This window comes from Cryobacterium sp. 10I1, from assembly GCF_035019805.1.
Classification (GTDB): Bacteria; Actinomycetota; Actinomycetes; order Actinomycetales; family Microbacteriaceae; genus Cryobacterium; species Cryobacterium glucosi.
Map to the genome: position 1 here is coordinate 1 of NZ_JASJVF010000018.1, position 19,256 is coordinate 19,256.

Annotated in this window: 15 protein-coding genes and 2 pseudogenes; 5 read left to right on the forward strand and 12 right to left on the reverse strand. The window is 60.4% G+C overall.

Going from position 1 to position 19,256, the window contains the following annotated elements; genetic code table 11:
- Positions 1–208: 208 nt before the first annotated feature.
- From QN345_RS03355 to QN345_RS03375, 5 genes are all read right to left on the reverse strand, one after another.
- Positions 209–1,078 carry a family 43 glycosylhydrolase gene (locus QN345_RS03355; protein WP_322140474.1) on the reverse strand — a complete coding sequence of 290 codons (870 nt, stop codon included), beginning with the start codon at positions 1,076–1,078 and terminating at the stop codon, positions 209–211.
- The gene (locus QN345_RS03360; RefSeq protein WP_322141156.1) at positions 1,078–3,267 is read right to left on the reverse strand and encodes a glycoside hydrolase family 36 protein; all 2,190 of its coding nucleotides are present in this window, start codon (positions 3,265–3,267) and stop codon (positions 1,078–1,080) included. The genes QN345_RS03355 and QN345_RS03360 overlap by 1 nt, the downstream gene beginning before the upstream one ends.
- Entirely contained in the window at positions 3,264–4,139 is an 876-nt protein-coding gene (locus QN345_RS03365; RefSeq protein ID WP_322140476.1) for a carbohydrate ABC transporter permease, read from the reverse strand. Before QN345_RS03365 ends, QN345_RS03360 begins: the two co-directional genes overlap by 4 nt.
- A complete protein-coding gene (locus QN345_RS03370; RefSeq protein WP_322135097.1) occupies positions 4,136–5,014 on the reverse strand; it encodes a sugar ABC transporter permease in 879 nt (292 codons plus the stop codon). Before QN345_RS03370 ends, QN345_RS03365 begins: the two co-directional genes overlap by 4 nt.
- A 61-nt stretch (positions 5,015–5,075) precedes the next feature.
- The gene (locus QN345_RS03375) at positions 5,076–6,323 is read right to left on the reverse strand and encodes an ABC transporter substrate-binding protein (RefSeq protein WP_322140477.1); all 1,248 of its coding nucleotides are present in this window, start codon (positions 6,321–6,323) and stop codon (positions 5,076–5,078) included.
- A gap of 239 nt (positions 6,324–6,562) precedes the next feature.
- Between QN345_RS03375 and QN345_RS03380 the strand changes: the two genes are divergently transcribed.
- Complete coding sequence (locus QN345_RS03380; RefSeq protein WP_323508449.1) at positions 6,563–7,639, forward strand: LacI family DNA-binding transcriptional regulator; 1,077 nt, start codon at positions 6,563–6,565, stop codon at positions 7,637–7,639.
- A 51-nt stretch (positions 7,640–7,690) separates the two neighbouring features.
- Here the strand turns inward: QN345_RS03380 and QN345_RS03385 are convergent, their stop codons facing one another.
- Both QN345_RS03385 and QN345_RS03390 read right to left on the reverse strand, forming a co-directional pair.
- Positions 7,691–8,380, reverse strand: a complete 690-nt coding sequence (locus QN345_RS03385; protein ID WP_323507844.1) for a hypothetical protein — start codon at positions 8,378–8,380, stop codon at positions 7,691–7,693.
- Positions 8,373–8,984 carry a hypothetical protein gene (locus QN345_RS03390; RefSeq protein ID WP_322140480.1) on the reverse strand — a complete coding sequence of 204 codons (612 nt, stop codon included), beginning with the start codon at positions 8,982–8,984 and terminating at the stop codon, positions 8,373–8,375. Before QN345_RS03390 ends, QN345_RS03385 begins: the two co-directional genes overlap by 8 nt.
- Before the next feature lie 509 nt (positions 8,985–9,493).
- Between QN345_RS03390 and QN345_RS03395 the strand changes: the two are divergent.
- A pseudogene (locus tag QN345_RS03395) lies at positions 9,494–9,805 on the forward strand (transposase); the annotation flags it as partial.
- A gap of 328 nt (positions 9,806–10,133) precedes the next feature.
- A complete protein-coding gene (locus QN345_RS03400) occupies positions 10,134–10,529 on the forward strand; it encodes a hypothetical protein (protein ID WP_322140482.1) in 396 nt (131 codons plus the stop codon).
- Between the two features lie 30 nt (positions 10,530–10,559).
- On the opposite strand, the gene QN345_RS03405 is transcribed toward QN345_RS03400, so the two are convergent.
- On the reverse strand, positions 10,560–11,744 hold the full coding sequence (locus QN345_RS03405) for an ATP-binding protein (protein ID WP_323508450.1): 1,185 nt from the start codon (positions 11,742–11,744) through the stop codon (positions 10,560–10,562).
- 83 nt (positions 11,745–11,827) lie between these two features.
- Between QN345_RS03405 and QN345_RS03410 the strand changes: the two are divergent.
- Positions 11,828–12,080: pseudogene (locus tag QN345_RS03410) on the forward strand (hypothetical protein); the annotation flags it as partial.
- A 184-nt stretch (positions 12,081–12,264) separates the two neighbouring features.
- Here the strand turns inward: QN345_RS03410 and QN345_RS03415 are convergent.
- From QN345_RS03415 to mmsA, 3 genes are all read right to left on the reverse strand, one after another.
- Positions 12,265–13,359, reverse strand: a complete 1,095-nt coding sequence (locus QN345_RS03415) for a sugar-binding protein (RefSeq protein WP_322135106.1) — start codon at positions 13,357–13,359, stop codon at positions 12,265–12,267.
- Positions 13,360–13,429: 70 nt separating this feature from the next.
- Positions 13,430–14,773, reverse strand: a complete 1,344-nt coding sequence (gene mmsB, locus QN345_RS03420; RefSeq protein WP_134450107.1) for a multiple monosaccharide ABC transporter permease — start codon at positions 14,771–14,773, stop codon at positions 13,430–13,432.
- Entirely contained in the window at positions 14,770–16,338 is a 1,569-nt protein-coding gene (gene mmsA, locus QN345_RS03425) for a multiple monosaccharide ABC transporter ATP-binding protein (protein ID WP_322135108.1), read from the reverse strand. The genes mmsB and mmsA overlap by 4 nt, the downstream gene beginning before the upstream one ends.
- Before the next feature lie 1,425 nt (positions 16,339–17,763).
- Between mmsA and QN345_RS03430 the strand changes: the two genes are divergently transcribed.
- Positions 17,764–18,099, forward strand: coding sequence for a hypothetical protein (locus QN345_RS03430; protein WP_322140485.1), 336 nt, complete (start codon positions 17,764–17,766; stop codon positions 18,097–18,099).
- 128 nt (positions 18,100–18,227) lie between these two features.
- Here the strand turns inward: QN345_RS03430 and QN345_RS03435 are convergent, their stop codons facing one another.
- Positions 18,228–18,938 carry a VIT family protein gene (locus QN345_RS03435; protein WP_322140486.1) on the reverse strand — a complete coding sequence of 237 codons (711 nt, stop codon included), beginning with the start codon at positions 18,936–18,938 and terminating at the stop codon, positions 18,228–18,230.
- Between the last annotated feature and the right edge of the window lie 318 nt (positions 18,939–19,256).

The window sequence follows — 19,256 nt, forward strand, 5'->3', positions numbered from 1 at the left end:
GTCCGGGCCGCTACCACTTAGGCAGAAGAGCGCTACCGGGTTATCAGAACAGCGCTACCCGATGAGGCGACGCGCCAACGGCCACGCGCGACAGCGACAACATCTTCACGGAACTCTTTCGGATAAGGCTTAGGCACAACAACATCCTTTCAGGCCACCCCGCAAGGCAAGCCAACTCAGATGTCACCTAACCGTGCAGCAGACCTATCTACCTTTCGTTCATTGAATGAAGCCGAGCCGCCTCGGCGTTAGAAATCACCGTCACGGATCCGTGGCGTGCGTCCCGTGGTAACTCCAGCCGGGCAGCCGCCCAATCCCACCCGTCCACGGAAGTCATTGCTTGATAGCCGTCCTCGAGGAATGGGTCGAACAGCATGACGAGACGGCCACCGCTTTCAAAAACCGTGGGGCCTTCGACAAATGACGGGCTTCCAAAGCGCACGCCGGTTCCTTCCGGCCGTCCATCTGGGCTCAGTGCCCAGATGAGGAGATCTTTTCGGACTTGGGGTGTCTCGTTGGTTCCACTTTCATCTTTGGCGACCAAAAAGCCCGACGAGTCGGGTCGTTTGAACACGGTCGCGTCGATCAACGAGAACCCTGGATCGAGGTAGATCGTCGATTCGGTGTAGGAGCGGAAGTCGCGCGTTTTGCAGCTCCAGATGGAGTGGTACTGCTCGCTGGCCAGCCAGTCGACGCCAGCGTCGGGTTCCGGTCCCACCGAGGACGACCAGATGATGTTGATCGTTCCGTCGCGGTCAGAGAAGAACTCAGGCGCCCAGGCGTTCTTCGCGCCGGCAATTTTCGACATCACAGGGATGGCCTCAAAATCGACCCAATCGAGAAGGTCGGCGCTCGTGGCGTGGACGATGCTCGTGCTTGCCCAGCCGTTCGAGGCTAGGAGGTGGAAGAGCCCGTCGGATGCGCGCCCGATGAAGGGATCGCGGAGAGTCCGTTCCCCGATCGGACTGCTAACGATAGAACCGCCGCCTGCGACGGGCTCGAATACGATGCCATCCCAGCTGAGGGAAAGGTGCAGGGATTCATCCTGAGTTGTGAAGTACGAGAACAAGTAAGGCATCAGCCGACCGTCTTCGTCACGAGATAAACCCGCGCAGCAGGCTCATCACCCGACCCCGTGATGAGAAGCCGCCTGTTCTTCAACTCCACCGTCCACGGACGACCGATTTCCGGCGGCGGGAAAACCTGCTCGACGGTCGCGCCGTCATCGACTCCGATCTCGAGAACGACAGCGGGATCTGCACCACTCTGGCGCCAAACGATGACGACGATCTCGCCGCTTTCCGCGTTGTCGAAAGCGACGGTCGTCCGTGGTTCGCCCCACCGAGCCATGCCGGTCGGATACCTGACAATAGAGCTTGACTGGATTTTGATCAGACGCTTGTGAACGGAGACTCCCGCGGCGACGAGGTCCAGCTGCCGGTCGTCCATTCGACTCAGCACCCCAGCCAAATAAAGACGCCCCGCAAGACCGTTGGCAATCGTAAAACAGATCATCTCGTCGGTCATATCCGCTTGGGGATATGACCAATTACCGGCTTGCTCGGGCAGGATGTGCGCCAGAGCGCCCACCGCAATGCTCGGGTAAAGAAGTGGATTCGGTTGATCCGACGTTGACTGGATGTGTACGTTCTCGAGTATCCCGAAGTCGGACCTCATCCCGCCCGAGGCGCAGTTTTCGATGAGAACTTCCGGATGGCGCTGCCGAAGCCGGGCGAGCCAAGCTACGTGAGCCCGCGCATTTTCTAATAATCCACCGCCAGCGCTGCCGCCATCTCCGTCGGGCCCAGGAGAGAGCATGGAGTTGTAATCGAACTTGAAAAAGCAGACTCCGAGCTTGACGACCAGTCGGTCCAAGACCCGGTCGAGATGGCTTGTAGCGGCGGAACTCCGGAAATCCAAGTAGAAGCGGCCGCGATCGCGGATCCGGCCACCGAATCGGTGGAGAAAAGCCTCCTCGGGAAGTTCGATGGCTGCGTCACTCGTTTCACCGACGACTTCCGGTTCCAACCAAAGCCCTGGTTTCATGCCGCGCGCCCGGATAGCGTCCAGGGTGGTCGAAATCCCGCGCGGAAAGCGGGAGAGGGAAGGGTTCCAGTCCCCGACCGAATCAGCCCAACCCTCTCCGTTATCGGCCCATCCGGCGTCGATACAGAAATAGTCGGCCCCAACACGTGCGGCGCTTTCAATGAGAGGGAGTAACTTCTCTTCCGTGGGGTCTCCCTCGAGAGTTCCCATGAAATCGTTATAGATAACCGGATATTCAGGGGCACCGCCTCGCATTCGGCGCCAGGCGCGTCGTATTTCAGTGAGCCCAGCGAGGGCATCTTCCACGCTCTGCCCGACGCCGACGCTCACCGTGACCGACTCGAATGCGTCTCCTTGTACCAGCAGATGCGTCCATTGATGAAAGTCGTCAGTCGGCCCACTGACGACCAAGTACGCACCGTCGTCGATGTCCCGGCGCACGATCTGGCCGATCGGTTCAGGTTCCATAAATCGCGGAAGCGCCGATCGGTCCCAGGCTCGCTCCCCCACTTCCCATCGCCACGGGCTGGGGCTATCCACTTGCCAGGCGAGAGCGCGCACCGAGTTCACGGCAACCGCAGCGGGCGCGAAAGAGCCGGACGACCACGTCCCGAAGCTGGTGGCTGATGTGAATCCGCGCCGATATTCGGCAGGGTCATGAGGGGCTATGAGTTGAGCAGCTGGGTCCCGAAGGGGCACGACCTCCCAGCGGTTCTCCGCCGACCAACTGCTCCGGGCACGCCAAATTTTTAAGCTAGTCAAGTCATCCGATAGGATCGCGCCGGTGGCGAAGCTCGATACCGCGGCGATTCGTATCGCCGGTCGCCCTGGTTCAAGGCTGACAACGCTCCGGGTGCGAAAGGCGGCCGCTCCTTCGACGGTTTCGAAGATAGTCACGACGATCAGCCCGATCACATCATCATGTTGCTCGACGATCAGACGGAGTGTATCCGCGTCTCGCTCCTCGCTATGAGTTCGGTACCGAAGGCGTGCCCCCAGGGCGGTCTTGTCCATACGGTTGGGGGTGTCAGTCAACCCGAGACTGGGGATCAAGATTTCGACCAGCGATTGCTTCGGCGTCCTCGTGGGGGCGTCGGCGACGCCCCGCACGATGTCCTCGAGGACGACGGGTTGATCCATTCCGTGAGTCAGCCGGAGACGAAGTAGGCCGTTGCCCCACTCGAGTACCGTGCCCTCATGGGTGAGCTGCTCGGCGATCATGCTTTCACCGCCCCCGAGGTCAATCCCTCAACGACGTTTCGCTGAAGGAGAAGGAATATCACGAGAAGGGGGGCAACCCCGAGGAGCGCTGCTGGGAAGAGAACAGTCGGTTCCACCGATTTCGGATCCACCAACGCGTACGCGTTTGCCATCACTGTGCGACTTCCGGTGTCCTGAAGAAACACGAATGGGATCAGAAGGTCGTTCCAAATGTTCAGCGTCATGAAGGTCGCGAGTGTCGCTGTGACAGGCCGAAGCAAGGGAAGCAATATCGAGAAGAAACTGCGCAGGGGCCCCGCCCCGTCGAGGGCCGCTGCCTCCTCCAGCTCGAGGGGGATCTGACGGAAGAAGCTGGTGAAGAAGAAGATCGCCAGCGGGAGATTCAACGCCGTGTAGATGAAGACGACTCCGAGGTGGGTATTGAGCAGTCCCAGGTCGCGGATGAGCAAGTACAGAGGGGCGAGCAACACGAAAATCGGAATGGATGTTCCGAGCAGAAAGGACCGATAGACGGCGCTCGTCCATGGGCGAGATATGCGCGCGAGCGGATAGCTCGCCATTGCGCCGATCACGATCGTGAGGGCCGTGGATCCGAGAACCACTATGACCGTGTTCAATACGCTAATGCCGTAGTCCAGCTTGGTGAAAGTGTCTGTGATATTCGAGAACGTCAGATGCGTCGGGATGGCGATGGCATTCGATGCGACGTCTTTCGCCGGTCTGAACGCGACTGACAACGTCAGAACGAACGGAAGCATCAGCGCAACGATGGCGAAGGTCAGCCCGATGTTGGAAAGGATTTGCGCGGGAGAAACGCGCAACCGCGACCCAGCGCCCCCGCGCTTCTTCGATGAGTGAGCTACGAGATTCATGACATCCGCCTTTCGCGAAGCTGGAGGGCCCTGTTGATGCTGGCGGTGATGATGACGACGACCAACAACAAGAGGACTGAGATCGAGACGGCGTAGGCGAACTGGTTGCCGCCGGAGAACACTTTCTGAAATATGACAAGCGATAGGGTCTGAGTCGAGTTAGCCGGACCACCGTTGGTGAGTACCAGCGGAAATTCGAAGACCCGAAGCGAGCCGATGAGGGACAGCGTCGTGTTCACGGTCAGCGATGGTGCAAGAAGTGGCCATTCAATTAGGGCGAACCGTTTCCACCCAACCGCACCATCCATCTGGGCCGCGTCGATGATGTCGCCCGGCATCGATAGGTACCCGGCCAGGAAGATCACCGCGGAGTAGCCAGCGAACATCCACACGTTCACTGCCGCGACCGACATTAACGCCGTGGAAGGGTCACCGAGCCAAATATGTTTCAACCCGCCCAGGCCGACCCCATCGAGCGTCCGATTGAGAAGCCCATCGGGAGCATAAATGTAGGAAAAGATGAACCCTGCGAGCACTGGGGCAACAAGGGTCGGCAGCAGCATCACGATGCTGAGAGCACGCCGCCACCTCGGCCGACTGAATATCGCCCGTGCGAGCGCGACACCCAACACTGTCTGAATCACGACAACGACGACCGCGTAAATGATCGTATTTTTGAACGCTTCTAGCACAACGGGGTCGGTCAGTGCCTCCGCAAAGTTCTGCAGCCCGACGAAATTCGCCACCGGACCACCGCGCGAGTCCGTCAAGCTGAGGTAGGCCCCACGGATCAGGGGATAGATAATTAGCGCCCCATATATGACAATCGCCGGGGCAAGAAATCCAATGGCGGTGAGTTTTCGGTTCGCGAACAACGATGTTCCTCTTTCCGGCGGGAGGCGAGTTGTCTCGCCTCCCGCCTTCGATCATGGGTGCTTACTTGCTGGTGAGTGCTTTGCGGCCCAACGTGTCATAAGTAGCGAGCAGTTGCTGCTGTGTGGTCTGCCCCAACAACATCCCCTGGATCGCCTGCCCGAGCTGTGCCTCGTTTCCGTTGAGCCAGGTATTCCCGGGCAGAATCCGGTATTGGCCCGCGGCGTATGCGGCGTTGAAAGGCGCCGTCGCATCCGACTTTGGAGTAGTAACGGACTTGAACGCACTGATGGCATTTTCCGAATTCAGGAACGGCGCAGAGTGTCCGGTGGACCAGTAGTCGACGTATTCCTTTGCGACATTGTCGGCCTTGGAAGCGTTGTTCACCTGCCACATCACGCCTGCGAACAGAGTCGAGACTTGCTTGCCATCATCTGCGGGCCAGGGGAAGATTTGCGCATTGATGCCGGCCTGGAGAACGTCAGCCAGGTTCCATGCACCCTGAACCCAGAATGCACTCTTGCCGGCCTTGAAATCCTGAAGGCCCTGACTCCATTCGTCGGTGCCGAGCTCCGACTTCCAAGCTACGTAGCCTTGAGAGTCCAAGTCCACCAACTGCTTTGCGCTCGACGACCAATCGCGGTCGAAACTGGTCTTCCCCGCGATGAATTTCTGATCCCACGTGGGATCGTCGCGATAAACAAGCGTAGAGGCGATCTGCTGGAGCGTGGCCTGCGCCGTCCATGCCGACTTGTCGGGGAGAGAGAGAGGGGTGATGCCCGCAACCTTCAGCTTCGCCATGTCGTCAAGGAAGATGGACCGAGTGGTCGGGACTTCGGTAATGCCGACTTTCTTGAGCAAATCCATGTTCGCGTATGTGGTGATGCCGATCAGTTCGGTGGGAGCGGCATAGACCTTCCCATCGCTCCCTTCGGTGAAGGACTTCAGGTCCGGAAGCACGTCCGACGCCCACGACTGCTTTCCTAGATCGGCCAGATATCCGGAAGAAGCAAGCGTCTTGGTGCTTACAGGGTCGCCCATGAAGACATCTGGCGCATTGCCGGCGAGAAGCTCGGCTGAGAGCTTCTGCGTGTACGAGTCGCCAGCGGGCATGTAAGTGAAGTCGATCTTCACTCCAGGGTGAGACTTCTCGAAAGCGGCGTTGACCTCAGCAACCCCCGCCGGCTCGGTTCCACCGCCCTTCCAGGCAAGAACTTTCAAGGTCGACGATGCCGCCGGGCTTTGTCCCGTACTGCATCCGGAAAGAAGTCCGGATGTCACCACCGCGACGCCGACGAATGCGCCGAGCAAGCGCAAATTTTTGTACCTCATCATTGGGGTCCTCTCATAGGTACTTCAGGGTTCCTCGCTCGCGCACTTTGCGGGCGAAGTACCGGCTCTTGGCTAGCGGGAGTCGATCGCCATGCAGCCTGGGTAAGTAATTTTGTACATATACGGAACGCAATGTCAACGCTAACAATGAAATTGTTGTTAGCGCTGCCATCCTCTCTAGTAGAGTCTTTTTTAGATATCAGGCAGGAGTATGGACTATGGCGACGGACGCTCTGACCAGCGGGTTGATCTCCTCGGAGAGCCAAGCAGGAAACGGCCACGCGAGTCTTGCCGATGTTGCCCGGTTGGCGGGGGTTTCTGCTCAGACTGTTTCTCGCGTCGTCAATCGCAAAAACAACGTCGCGGAGCCGACCCTCACCCGAGTACGCGAAGCCCTCGACGCCCTCAGCTTCCAGCCAAACCGTATCGCCAGAAGCTTGGTGTTGAACAGGTCCGAATCAATCGGAGTGATCAACCTGGGCATTCCGATGAACGTGTCCCTCGGCCAAAGCCAGTTCGGCATCGGGCAGTCTGCCGAATCTGCCGGGATCGCAACGATCTTCGCCACAGTGCTCGAACCTGAGACGGGCCACGCGTCTGAAGACGCTGTCGCCCGAGCATTTGATCGACTGCTTGGTCAGCGCGTTGAAGGAATCATCCTTGCGTCGCCGATGTCTCAACGCTACTCCGCGCCGCAGAAGATCGCCGCAACCCTTCCTGTCGTCGAGATGTCACGGAACCCCGCTGCGGGGATCTCGAGCGTGGGAACTGATGGCGTACATGGTGGCGTCCTCGCGGGTGAGCACCTCCTTGACCTCGGCCACCGTCGTATCGCCTTCGTCGACGGGCCTGCCGATGAGGGCTATGCCGGCGAAAGGCTGACGGGTATCGAAAGCGCCTTATATCAGCGAGGCCAGTCTCTCGAGCGGCACCTGCACGGCGACTTCAGCTCCGCGAGCGGCTACCGTGCGGGGCAAGAACTGATGCGGCATGTGGGCGTGACCGCGATCTTTTGTGCCAACGATCAGATGGCGCTTGGCATCATGCACGCGTACTCGGATGCAGGTCTCTACGCGCCTCGCGACTTCAGCGTGGTCGGATTCGATGACATCCCCGACGCGCAGCATTTCACGCCTACGCTCACCACGATTCACCAGGATTTCATAGAAACTGGCGCGCAGGCGTTTCAGGAACTGGCGCGCCTGGTGGAGGGGGAACGGCCCCGCAACATCTCGCTCGAACCATCTCTAGTCATCCGGGGTTCCACCGGGCCGCCGCCGCCCTCTACCTCATGACAGGGTCTGCTGTCGATCTAGTTGACACCGTGACCAAACCGGCAGCAGAACCTATAGGGACGGACGTAGTTCCTGCGGACGCACTGCGCGCTGTGTTAGCTCGTTCACCCATGATTTTTTTACCGAGCCGATGAGTTTCTGGTCCGCCTTCGTTAGCCGGCTGATGTTGCCGATCAGGTCGAAAGCTTCACCGATCATCGTTGGCAGATCGTCGATGCTCACTGTCGATGCTCGATGAAGTACTTCAGCCGCAACCGCGGGGTCGACACCGTCGAGCTTCAGCAGCGCGAGAATCTCGCGGGCATCCTTCTGGCCCTTCTCCGAGAAATGGCGGTCAAGGAGTGCCGCCATCTTGGTGGCGATGTGAGCTTCGAGTCGCAGCAGTGTCCACTTTTCGAACGAGAGCTCGTCGGGGTATTCGGCGAGTACTTCGACTTTGAGGCGTAGCTTGCCGCCGAGTTGGGATTCGTACGGGAGGTAGATGTCGAGGTGCACGTTGTCGATCGTCGCGCGCAGTTTTCGCCCCTGGTGGTTGTTGCTGGGGGAGAGGTCCGCCATCAACTGCTCGAGTTTGTGGCGACTGTCCTGCGAGGTGATCAGGTCAATGTCGAGGCTGATCTCCCCGCCGACGCGCACGAATGTCGCCCAGCCGCCGATGAGGATCGACGGCTCGAGGTCATGACCGAGTCGGTCGACCAGAGCACGGATAACTCCGTGCTCGTCTTCGTAGAGGTTAGGCACTGGTTCGCTGCTCCCAATCCGCGTCCGCGAATAGCTTGGCCTTCAGCGCACGGGTGAACTCTGCTGCCTGCCAGCCCGGGCTTGCCCATAGATCGGCGTAGGTCTGCGCGAGGCTGGCGTATCCGGACTTCCAGGTGCGTGCGGCCAGTGGATCTTCGCTGAGGATGATCACCTCGTCTCCCACAGGAAAGTCGGCTTGGGACAGCGCGCGGGCTGTGTAGACGATGCGCCGGCCGAGATCGGCGACGGTGTTGCGTCCGCCGAGATGGTGCACCGCGGCGCTGCTGCCGCTGAGCGCGTAGGCCTCCTCGACGTCGTCGAGCAACGTTTGGGCGGCGGGAAGGGTGGTTGAGACCATGGTGTCAGCACGCAAGTTGCGGTGAGCCGCGAAGGCTTCGAGGAGCTTCTCGGGCGAGACGACGGTGTAGCCGCGACGCGAGTTTGGGCGGACGGCACCGATGTCGACGAGTCGCCCGAGAGCTTGATGAGTGGTCGACGGCGCGACCGACGATGCTTCAGCGATGTCCCCGATGCTGTTCCAGTCTCGCCGGCCGTCCAGCGCGGCGTCGGCCAAAGTGCGCCAGACTATCTCCACATTCTTCATAGCATCATGCTCGCAGGTTTTACATAAATATGGAAACATGTATCTGTATTTATATGGATACTGGGATGTATCTGCTTGCCCACACTTTGCCCACACTCGTGGGCAAACGACCTAGATCGTATGCAGCTGTAGTCATCAAAAACCCTTGACTTTCCGGGGTGTTTGGGCCACTCCCGCTCGGCGATTGGGACGTTTTTAGGGTTCGAGTCCCTCCAGGGGCACTTTGGAAAAGTGTTGGTCAGCTGCGCTATTTACCAAGAATCCAGCCGCTTTCGAGCCTCCATTGCCCACCGCTGAGCGGCATGGACCCTCAATTGCGGTAACTGTGGTCGGGCTTTCCGCATCTAGGTAGAAAGGGGCCGCATTCCTTCGGGGGTGCGGCCCGTTCTCACTAAGCTTGAAGGCCAGCCGGTAAGAAGCAACCGTTAGGGTTGCGTCCTCTCGAGTGGTGTAGTTCCCGGGTTTCGAGCGTTGGATTAACAACGTAGGAAACCACCGTGCGATGGTCAGTGAGAACCGTTCAAAGTTCCTCACAGAAAGACACGTCACACGATGGCTTAGACCAGTCTGCCCTGCTCGCGCTCCTCTCGGAACTCAAGCTCACCAACGTCACCGATCGAATCCGGATGGTGACCGAAACGCTCTATCAAGAACTCATCGACGCGGAGGCCACCGCCCACATCGGTGCCGGCCGGTTCGAACGCTCCGATGAGCGCACCACCCAGCGCAACGGGACCCGCCCGCGCGTCTTGACGACGACGGCCGGGGACCTCAACCTGAAGATCCCCAAGCTGCGCCAGGGGTCGTTCTTCCCTGCCTGGTCTTGACCCCCGAGAGTGGACACGGGTTAAGCGGCGAGTTGGATCTCTGCAACCTGTGATGAGAATTGCATCTCGAAGTCCACCGGGGTGAGATGCTCGATCGAGGAGTGCCGCCGACGGTTGTAACGGTCCTCGATCCACGCCGCGACGTCTTGGATCGTCGTCGAGTCCAATCCGCGGGGGACGCGTCCAATGCGAAGATGTCGGCTTCCAAAACTGACATAATCGACATTATCGGTCATATTGAGTGTTATTTTGCCTGTGGTATTACCCGTTGATACACTAGTGATTCTTGCTATCGGGTGTGTGATGCGGAAGAATTGCGGGTATGAGCATCCCTGTCTCCGCTGCGCAGCCGGGTTATCGCGCGTACGAGGACTCTGTGCGGCTGGATACCGGCGGGATTGTCACGGGTCTCCGCGAGCTCCTCGGTGCCCAGCTCGTCGCCTATCTGGGCCGGGTGTCGAACACGCGCTCTGTGCGTGAATGGGCGGACGGTTCCCGGGCACCTGGCGCGGACGTCGTCCAGCGGTTGCGTACCTCTTTTTATGTGGCTGGCATTTTGAGTGAACGAGAGAGCGCGACGATTGTCCAGGCGTGGTTCCAAGGGATGAATCCGGAGTTGGGTGACAAGTCTCCCGCGGCCTTGTTGCGTGGTGAGCCGTTGGTTGTAGTCGGGCCGGTCGTGGTCGCTGCGGCACGGTCGTTCATTGCTCACGGGTAGGTGCCGATGTCGACGCGGGTGCCTGGCGGGCTATTGGCCTTGTCTGATGATGAAGTCGGCCATGCCGGGCACGGTGAATGCGACGAAACCGCGTTCGGGCGTGTAGATGTGTCCGTTCCGTATCAAGTCTCGGCGATTGACGGAGAGGTCCGTAGTGCGTTTCTTCCGCAAACGGGTCACGAGTTCGGCCATTGATGAGGGGGCGTCGTTGTCGGTGGCCATTGCGGACATGAAGGCCCGCTGTGTCGGGGTGGCCCGCTCCCATCTCGATTGGTAGAGACCCTGCTCGACCTCAGTTCGCGCTGACTCGATGCCGATTTGGGCGTCTTGAAGAGTAATGGTGTCCGTGGCTCGCACGGCCCAGACATGGCTTCCACAGGCTTGGATGAAATAGGGGTATCCCCCGGTTGCTGTCACCGCTGCATCCAGGGCGTCAGGCTCCCAGTCGACTCCGTTGGCACGGGTCGGGGCGGTGAGGGCGTCAGAGGTTGCGGCGGTGTCGAGCAACCCGATCTGGCGATAGTCATAGAGGCGCTCTGCGTAGCTGGTTGCATCGGCGAGCACGGCAGGCAGGGACGGCAACCCTGCTCCAACGAAGACGACGGGGACGGGGAAGACGTCTTGGCCGAGATTGTGCAGGGCCACGTTGAGAGCAGCGAGGTCCTCGAATGAGGCTTCCTGGAGTTCATCGACGGCCAGCAAAATGACCGTGTTGGCCTCACGCGCAGCAAGGCCAATGGTTTCTAAGAGCTCCTGGAGATCGACGGCGAGATCGCCGCTATCAGCCACGCCAGGCTCAGGTTCGACGTCGACAGTGAAGGAGTAGGTCCCTGACGGGTCGACACGCACTTGGAAGGAACGCAGCACGCTGGCGGCCTTGGACCAGAGCGCTTTTGCGCGGTCAGAGCTTGAGAGGATTCGTCGAAGTGCGAGGTGGAGTCCCTTGGCCAACGCGACGGCCAGCGGCTTACTGCTCGAGGCTTCGACCTTCACAAAAACCAGCTTGAGTTCGGCTGCATCGCGTCCGAGCTGGTTGAGCAAGACGGTCTTCCCCACTCCGCGGAGCCCAGAGAAGATCCAGGGTCGTTCCCCCTCCCCCGTTTCCCGCGCCTGGTAGAGCCGGTTACGGAATTCACGGAGTAGATCCGACCGGCCGGCAAGGACCGGTGGCACCCGTCCCGCGCCGGGCTTGAACGGGTTCGTCGCAAGTTCCATAACTAAAACAATATAGCCCCGAGTAAACGAATCGTTTACTCGGTCATAGAAGGCCTTATAAAATGGCGCACGGGCGAGAAAAACGCTTCGGGAAACTCGGCGGAATCCGCCAATGGGTCGAGTCCTTCTTCGACACCCTTAAAGGAAAACTCACCCTCGAAGACCACGGTGGACGCACCGTCCCGGCGTCTACTCCCGCGTTGCCGGTCGCCTCCTCGCCCTTGCCGCAGGAATCTGGCACAACTGGCTCCTCGGAACCCCAACAAGCGATGCCTCACCGCATACGACCAGATCTTTCGCGGGAGAGAAACGATGAACGGCGCCGTCTTTGCGTAGGTCACGAGAAGGCCTGCAGCGGGCCGGTTCCGAGCTGTAGTCGGCGAGTATTCCGCCGATCGTGACCGCCGATCTGACCGAGAATCGATGTCACCTGTGAGTGCCGGCGAGGGTATGAATGCGTCAGGGCCGACCTCGTGTGAGGCCGGCCCTGATGCCGTTGGATGCTGCAGCGGTTATGGGATTATTTGGTGAGCGGTGCGAGTTTCGGGTCGTTCGCGTAGGCCTCTGCCGCGTTGGCCTTGGTCACGATGACGGGCGGGAGCAGGTAGGCGGGAACGACCTTCTTTCCGTTGTCGTAGGACTTGGTGTCGTTGACCTCGGGGGTTTCGCCCTTCTGGAGCTTCTGGGCCATGGTGATCGCTTGGGTGACGAGCACGCGAGTGTCCTTGTTGATTGTTGAGTACTGTTCGCCCGCCATGATCGACTTGACTGACTCCGCTTCAGAGTCCTGACCCGTGACCACAGGAATGGGCTTACCGGAGGACTTCACCGAGGTGATGATTGCCCGTGCGAGCGTGTCGTTGGGTGAGAGAACTCCATCGATCGTCTTGGTTCCGTAGGTGCTGGTCAGGAGAGAGTCCATCCGGCTCTGCGCGTTCTCGGCCTTCCAAGCCGCAGTCGCCGTCTGCTTGATGTCGACCTGGCCCGAGCCGACGACGAGGGTGCCGTCATCGATCTTCGGCTGGAGGACGCTCATCGCGCCCTTGAAGAAGACTGCTGAGTTGGCGTCGTCGGAGGAGCCTGAGAACAGTTCGATGTTGTACGGGCCGCTCGCCTTTTTGGCCTTGAGCCCATCGATCAGTGCCTGGCCCTGGAGGGCGCCCACCTTGAAGTTGTCGTAGGCGACGTAGTAGTCCACGTCGGCGGTGTTCAGGATGAGCCGGTCGTAGGCGATCACGATCGCGCCGGCGTCGTGGGCTGCCTTGACCTGGGTGCTGAGCTGGCCGCCGTCGGCCGCGCCGATGATGATCACCTTGGCGCCCTTGGTGACCATCGCGGAGATCTGGTCTTGCTGGTCCTTGACCGTGGTGGACGCGCCCGCATACTGCACGTCCCCTGTGAAGCCCGCAGACTTGAGACCGTCTTCGAAGAGTCCGCCAGCGAGGACCCAGTTCTCCGACGTCTTTGACGGAAGGGCGACTCCGATCAACGAGTCAGCGGCGAAGCCGGCCGCTGCAGCCGTCGATCCGCTGCTCGTGTCGCTCCGGGTGGAACACCCGGAGAGTGCCATCAGTGCCACCGCGGCTATTGCTGTGGTCGCGAGGAGTTTTTTCATGTGTGTTTCGCTTTCTTCTCAGTAGTGTTGGGCAGGGTGGTGAAGGTGTGGGGAGAGGGCGCGGCCGAGGTCACGACGACAGGGTCGCCGTGGGCCTCGCGGTGTCTGGTGTTCCAGATCCGGGCACAACGAGGGGTGGTTCGGGCGGGAACTCATTTGTCTTGCGGTTGCGGGTGAGGAGTCCAATGATTGATGGTCGGCCTTGGCTCTTGTTCAAGACGTCCACTCCCACTGCGACCAGGAGTACGAGGCCCTTGATGATCTGTACGCGGTCCGCGCCGACACCAAGCAGTTGCAGGCCGTTGTTAAGCACAGCCATCACGAGCCCACCGACGATGGACCCGGTCACGGTGCCGATGCCGCCGGACACGGCGGCGCCTCCGATGAAGACCGCGGCGATCGCGTCGAGTTCCCAGCTGAGGCCGTCCTGTGGACCAGAGGCGACCGAGCGGGCTACGAAGATCATCCCGGCCAGGGCCGCGAGGATCGACATGTTCATCATGACGAGAAAGTTGACCCGGCGGGACTTGACGCCGGAGAGTTCGGCCGCGAGCTTGTTTCCGCCGACGGCGTAGATGTGGCGTCCGAAGATCGTGTTCTTCGTCACGAAGGCGTAGAACAACACGAGTACTCCGAGGATGATTCCTGAAACGGGGAAGCTCGTTCCGGTGCGCCCGCCCGCGAACAGTACCGTCGCATATACGACGACGCTGCTGAGGAGTACGACCTTTACCGCGCTCACCCAGAGTGGGGCGGGGCTAGAGCCCATGATCCGCTGCACCTTTCGGCTGCGCCACTCAGACATGACCACGGCGATCACGACGATCAGTCCGAGCAGAAGCGTGAGGTTGTTGTACCCCGTGTACGGGCCCACCTCCGGGAGATATCCGGCACCGATGACGGTGAAGCCTTCTGGGACGGGGACCGTGTTCGCGTTGCCGATGAGTTGGTTACCGCCTCGGAATATGAGCATCCCGGCGAGGGTGACGATGAAGGCCGGCACGCCGATATAGGCAACCCAGAAACCTTGCCACGCCCCAATTAGGGCACCAACGACGAGGCCGAACACGATGGCAACCGGCCAAGGGAAGTGCCAGTCCTGCATTGAGGTCGCCACGACGATGCCGGCGAAAGCCGCAACGGACCCGACAGAGAGGTCAATGTGGCCCGCGATGATGACCATCACCATGCCGATCGCGAGGATCAGGATGTAGGAATACTGGCTAACGAGGTTGATCAGGTTGCCCGAAGACAGTGTCAGGCCGTGCGTCAGGTATTGGAACAGCACGATGATCGCGATCAGGCTGAACAGGATCCCGAACTGGCGCAGACTGGACCTGCCGCCGCCGAACATTCTCCGCAGGTCGCGGATCCCGCCGCTCGTGTTCTTTTCGGTATTCAACTGCTGGCTCATTTGCTGTAGGCCTTCTTTCGGGCGCTGGTCATGCTCTTCATCAGGGTTTCGGGGTCGGCCTCCGCCGCTAGGATGCAATTGGTGATTGCTCCCTCGAAGACCGTGTAAATGCGGTCGGCGAGGCCCAGCAGCTCGGGCAGCTCCGAGGAGATGAGCACCACTCCCTTACCCTGGGAGGCCAGTTTCTGGATGATGCCGTAAATCTCGTACTTCGCGCCGACATCGATGCCCCGGGTCGGCTCGTCGAGGATCAAAAGGTCCGGATCGGTGAACATCCACTTAGCCAGCACGACTTTCTGCTGGTTGCCGCCCGAGAGCTTGTTCACACCCGCGTCCACGCTCGACGTTTTGATTCGTAGGCTCGTGCGGAAGCTTTCCGCGATTGCGTATTCCTTCTCGTCGTTGACAACAGGCCCGCGGGAGATCTTAGACAGCTTCGCGGACACGATCGACCGTTTCACGTCATCGAGCAGGTTCAAACCCAACGCCTTGCGATCCTCACTCACGTAGGCAAGACCGTGGTCAATGGCATCCGAAACGCTGCGGAGCTCGATTTCCACGCCGTCCTTGAATAGGCGGCCTGACAAGTAGTTGCCGTAGGAGCGGCCGAAGATACTCATCGCAAGCTCCGTACGCCCGGCACCCATCAGGCCGGCAATGCCGACAATCTCGCCCCGGCGAACAGTAAGGCTCGAGTTCTTCACGACCATCCGCTCGGGTACCTGCGGGTGTTGCACATTCCAGTCGCGTACCTCGAAGAACACCTCGCCAATGTCGGGGGTGTGCTCCGGGAACCGGCTTTCGAGGCTCCGGCCGACCATGCCACGAATGATTCGGTCCTCGTTGACGCCGTCGTTGACGACGTCGAGTGTTTCGATGGTCTTGCCGTCGCGAATGATGGTGATGGAATCGGCGACCTGCTCGATCTCGTTCAGCTTGTGCGAGATCATGATGGAACTGATGCCCTTGCCTTTGAGCCCCCGAATCAAGTCAAGCAGATGCTGAGAGTCCGCTTCGTTGAGGGCCGCCGTCGGCTCGTCCAGAATCAGGACCTTAACCGACTTGTTGAGCGCCTTGGCGATCTCAACCAATTGTTGTTTACCTACGCCGATGTTCTTGATCAGGGTGTCAGGGTCATCGCGCAGGCCGACCCGGGCAAGGAGCTCCAGAGCGGTCTTCTTGGCCTTGATCCAGTCGATGGCGCCCCATCTGGTGGGCTCATTGCCGAGGAAGATGTTCTCGGTGATCGAGAGTTCAGGGATGAGCGCGAGTTCCTGGTGGATAATCGCGATGCCAGCCGCCTCGCTGGAGCGAATGTCCTTGAAATGGACGTCCTTCCCCTGGAACACGATGTCTCCGCTGTAGGTGCCATACGGGTAAACGCCCGAGAGCACCTTCATCAGGGTCGACTTGCCCGCCCCGTTCTCACCGCAGATCGCATGGATCTCCCCCGCCGTCACCGTGAGCGATACATCGGACAACGCCTTAACCCCGGGAAACTCTTTCGTAATCGAGCGCATCTCCAGGATGACGGGCTCGCGCGCCGCACGCCGTTCAATGGACATTATTGTGCTCCTTGATTCAGGTGATCCTGATGACGTCCGGCGTTGGACGTGATCGACGAGTGAGACGGCACCGGGCAGCGTCACGCTCGGGCAGCCGCCGGGAGTCGCAAAAAAACGCTCCCGGCCGACAGGTCGGCGACCGCCGGAGCGGTCCCTACTGCACAAGTTGAAGGCGGCGCCAAGCGGTGGAGGGCCATTGGCGAGATAGCGCCCTCAGCCAGACAACGACCAAAATGATCTGCGCCGAAAGAGCCGGGACCCGCAGCACGCTCCGCACATTCACGACAAGCGGCACCTGTGCCCACAATTCGACTCCTTTGTCCTACAGTGCTGACGCAAAAAATGGGTAACAGAAAAAATCGCCGTCCCCGTGCCGGCAGCAAAAGAAGCCGACCGGTATATCGGTTGGTTCTTGCGTCGTCACTTCAAGTGTGAACGGTCACACCAACCGTGATCACCATACTCCCCGCACTGCATCGCCTGTCACGCCAGGATTGAAACGGATTGTCTCGTTTTGATAACCGTTTTGAAAACCGCAACGGGACGCGCGCTTCAGAACGAGGGCGATCCGGTTCAGCCCCGCTGGATGAGTGACGGGATGACTCGCTTCCGGAATTCGGACTGATCGTTGCCAGAAAGATTGCTCACCTAGCGCAATGCCACGGCAAACCAGTTCCGCGAAATCTTGGCGCACAGTCGAACGAAGCCGACAACAAAACGACGACATGAAACCCGGGCCGGTTCAGTTCGACTACCTCAAACCTTCTACAACGGCCTCCTCCGCCACTTGAAACTCGGACACGTCACGTCAATCGAACACGAACCATGCTTTGACAGAGCCCCTCCCTTGCCGAATTTGAGACCAGCCTGGGAATCTCGGCAATAGAGCTTGCCAGCCGGGTGTCCAAACGCCTCGCCTCGGACATTCCATCCACGTCCAAGAGCCGAAACGACCCCGCACGGCGAGCCCGGCAGGAAGTCCCGCTCGGATTCGTTCGGGCAAAGTTGGGTGTCGGCGTCGCCGGGGCTCGGTGACCCGGCACTTATCGCTGCAGAGGCGTTCGGTGGACTTCTCGTTCCCATCGGGGGCTGGCGGCAGCGGAATTGTCTTGATCTAGTTCTCAAAGAGTTGGCGCGGCTGGAAGAAGTTGGTTGCGACGCTCGTCGGTTCGACTGCCACGACGCTCATCATCCTCCTTAGAGCGATTGGAAGCCATGGAGTCATATGCGGACAAGCGCTCTTCGGCGCCCCGGTCGCTGTCGGCGAGTAGCCCTTGGCGGTACTGATAGTCCGGGCAGGTATTAACCACTTCTTCTGGGTAGTTGGTACTGCGTCCGGGTCTGCGGTCTCCTGATCGAAGTGGTGGCACGTCGGTGTCGCCGTTTCGAACTAGAACCGGGCCAGTGTGAGCAACTACCGAAACCATGGAGCTCCTCTTTGAAGGGCGCAGCTACAACGACATCGTCGAGGCAGCGGGGTGTTCGCGGCGGGACGTATCAGTGGTCAAAAAGACCGTCGCCCCGAGAGACCTCACGGCTGCGCTTGCGGAGCCAACGACCGAATCCGCCGTTCAGGCGATGTTCCCGGACGAACGCCAACGCATGTTCGACGAGTATGAACCACCTGACTTCAAAGCAGTACTGCGGTCGATGAAAGCCAACCGGAACGTCACGTTGCAGCAGGCCTGGTGGAAGTACGTCGGCGTTGGCGGGTTGGGGAAGACATGCGGCTACTCGCAGTACTGCCATCTCATGGCGTGAGGCTAACGGTTGGGTCGCGGTGCCCGGGCCTGACGGTTGAGTGGGCTCGCTCGGGCGTGATCTGAGATTTCTGGTGGCGGGCAGGGTAGTGCGTCCGGTCTTTGCTGGCGGTGGGCCGCCTACTACGGTCAGACCGCCGTGCCGATCAAACCGCCGATCGCCCAGGTCACGCCGAGGGCGAGTAGGCCGCCGATGAGCACCCGGGCGATCGCGTGGCCGCGGGGACTGCCGCCGAGGTAGGAGCTCAGCCAGCCGGTGATCACAAGGGCAACCGTGACGGCGAGGAACGTTGCGGGCAGGCGCCACGCCGGCGGTGGCAGCAGCACAGCGAGCAGCGGCAGGATCGCGCCGACGGTGAACGCGAGGGCGGAGGCGAACGCCGCATGCCACGGGTTGGAGAGTTCCTCGGTGCCGATGTGCAACTCGACCTCGAGATGCGCGGCGAGGGCATCGTGTGCGGTGAGCTCGTCGGCGACGCGGCGGGCCGTCTCCGCGCTGAGCCCCTTCGCTTGGTACATGTCCGCAAGCTCGGCGAGCTCTTGCTCTGGCACGTTGGCAAGCTCCCAGCGTTCCTTGGCGATCAGGGTGCGCTCGGTGTCGCGTTGGCTGCTCACCGAGACGTATTCGCCGAGGGCCATCGAGATCGCCCCAGCGAGCAGGCTCGCGACGCCCGCGATCAGGATCGCCGCGGAATCCGGGGTGGCCGCGGCCACGCCGACGACGAGTGCGGCGACGGAGACGATACCGTCATTCGCGCCGAGCACACCGGCGCGCAGCCAGTTGAGCCGTTCGGCGTGGCCGGGGGCGTGCGGTTCGATGCCGTGGTCGAGTTCAGTCATGTCGAAAGTCAAGCAGCTTCTGGCCCGTTGCGCTATTTACGGAGTCGCCAGCCCGACCATCACGGGCACGCCCCGCGGGCGCACACGCGGCGCAGCAGGGAAGGGGTCGGACCACACGGGGCGAGGTCGGGAAAAGCGGAGCACTCGTCTGTTGCTTATCGACCGCGTTCACTGCGCTGTCCTCGTTCCTCGTCGGCTCCGTGCACTCCCAGCGGTCTCAAAGCACAGACGCAGTCTCTGACGATCCTGGCCATATTCGCTCCTCATTCTTCGTCACCTAATTTGTCACACCTCTGGCATTAGTAATCAACGAGGTAG

Excerpts from the sequence above, each read along its gene's own strand:
- QN345_RS03355 (WP_322140474.1), bottom strand. The coding sequence starts at position 1,078 with ATGCCTTACTTGTTCTCGTACTTCACAACTCAGGATGAATCCCTGCAC.
- QN345_RS03360 (WP_322141156.1), bottom strand. The coding sequence starts at position 3,267 with ATGATCGCCGAGCAGCTCACCCATGAGGGCACGGTACTCGAGTGGGGC.
- QN345_RS03365 (WP_322140476.1), bottom strand. The coding sequence starts at position 4,139 with ATGAATCTCGTAGCTCACTCATCGAAGAAGCGCGGGGGCGCTGGGTCG.
- QN345_RS03380 (WP_323508449.1), top strand. The coding sequence starts at position 6,563 with ATGGCGACGGACGCTCTGACCAGCGGGTTGATCTCCTCGGAGAGCCAA.
- QN345_RS03390 (WP_322140480.1), bottom strand. The coding sequence starts at position 8,984 with ATGAAGAATGTGGAGATAGTCTGGCGCACTTTGGCCGACGCCGCGCTG.
- QN345_RS03400 (WP_322140482.1), top strand. The coding sequence starts at position 10,134 with ATGAGCATCCCTGTCTCCGCTGCGCAGCCGGGTTATCGCGCGTACGAG.
- QN345_RS03405 (WP_323508450.1), bottom strand. The coding sequence starts at position 11,744 with ATGGAACTTGCGACGAACCCGTTCAAGCCCGGCGCGGGACGGGTGCCA.
- QN345_RS03415 (WP_322135106.1), bottom strand. The coding sequence starts at position 13,359 with ATGAAAAAACTCCTCGCGACCACAGCAATAGCCGCGGTGGCACTGATG.
- mmsB (WP_134450107.1), bottom strand. The coding sequence starts at position 14,773 with ATGAGCCAGCAGTTGAATACCGAAAAGAACACGAGCGGCGGGATCCGC.
- mmsA (WP_322135108.1), bottom strand. The coding sequence starts at position 16,338 with ATGTCCATTGAACGGCGTGCGGCGCGCGAGCCCGTCATCCTGGAGATG.
- QN345_RS03430 (WP_322140485.1), top strand. The coding sequence starts at position 17,764 with ATGGAGCTCCTCTTTGAAGGGCGCAGCTACAACGACATCGTCGAGGCA.
- QN345_RS03435 (WP_322140486.1), bottom strand. The coding sequence starts at position 18,938 with ATGACTGAACTCGACCACGGCATCGAACCGCACGCCCCCGGCCACGCC.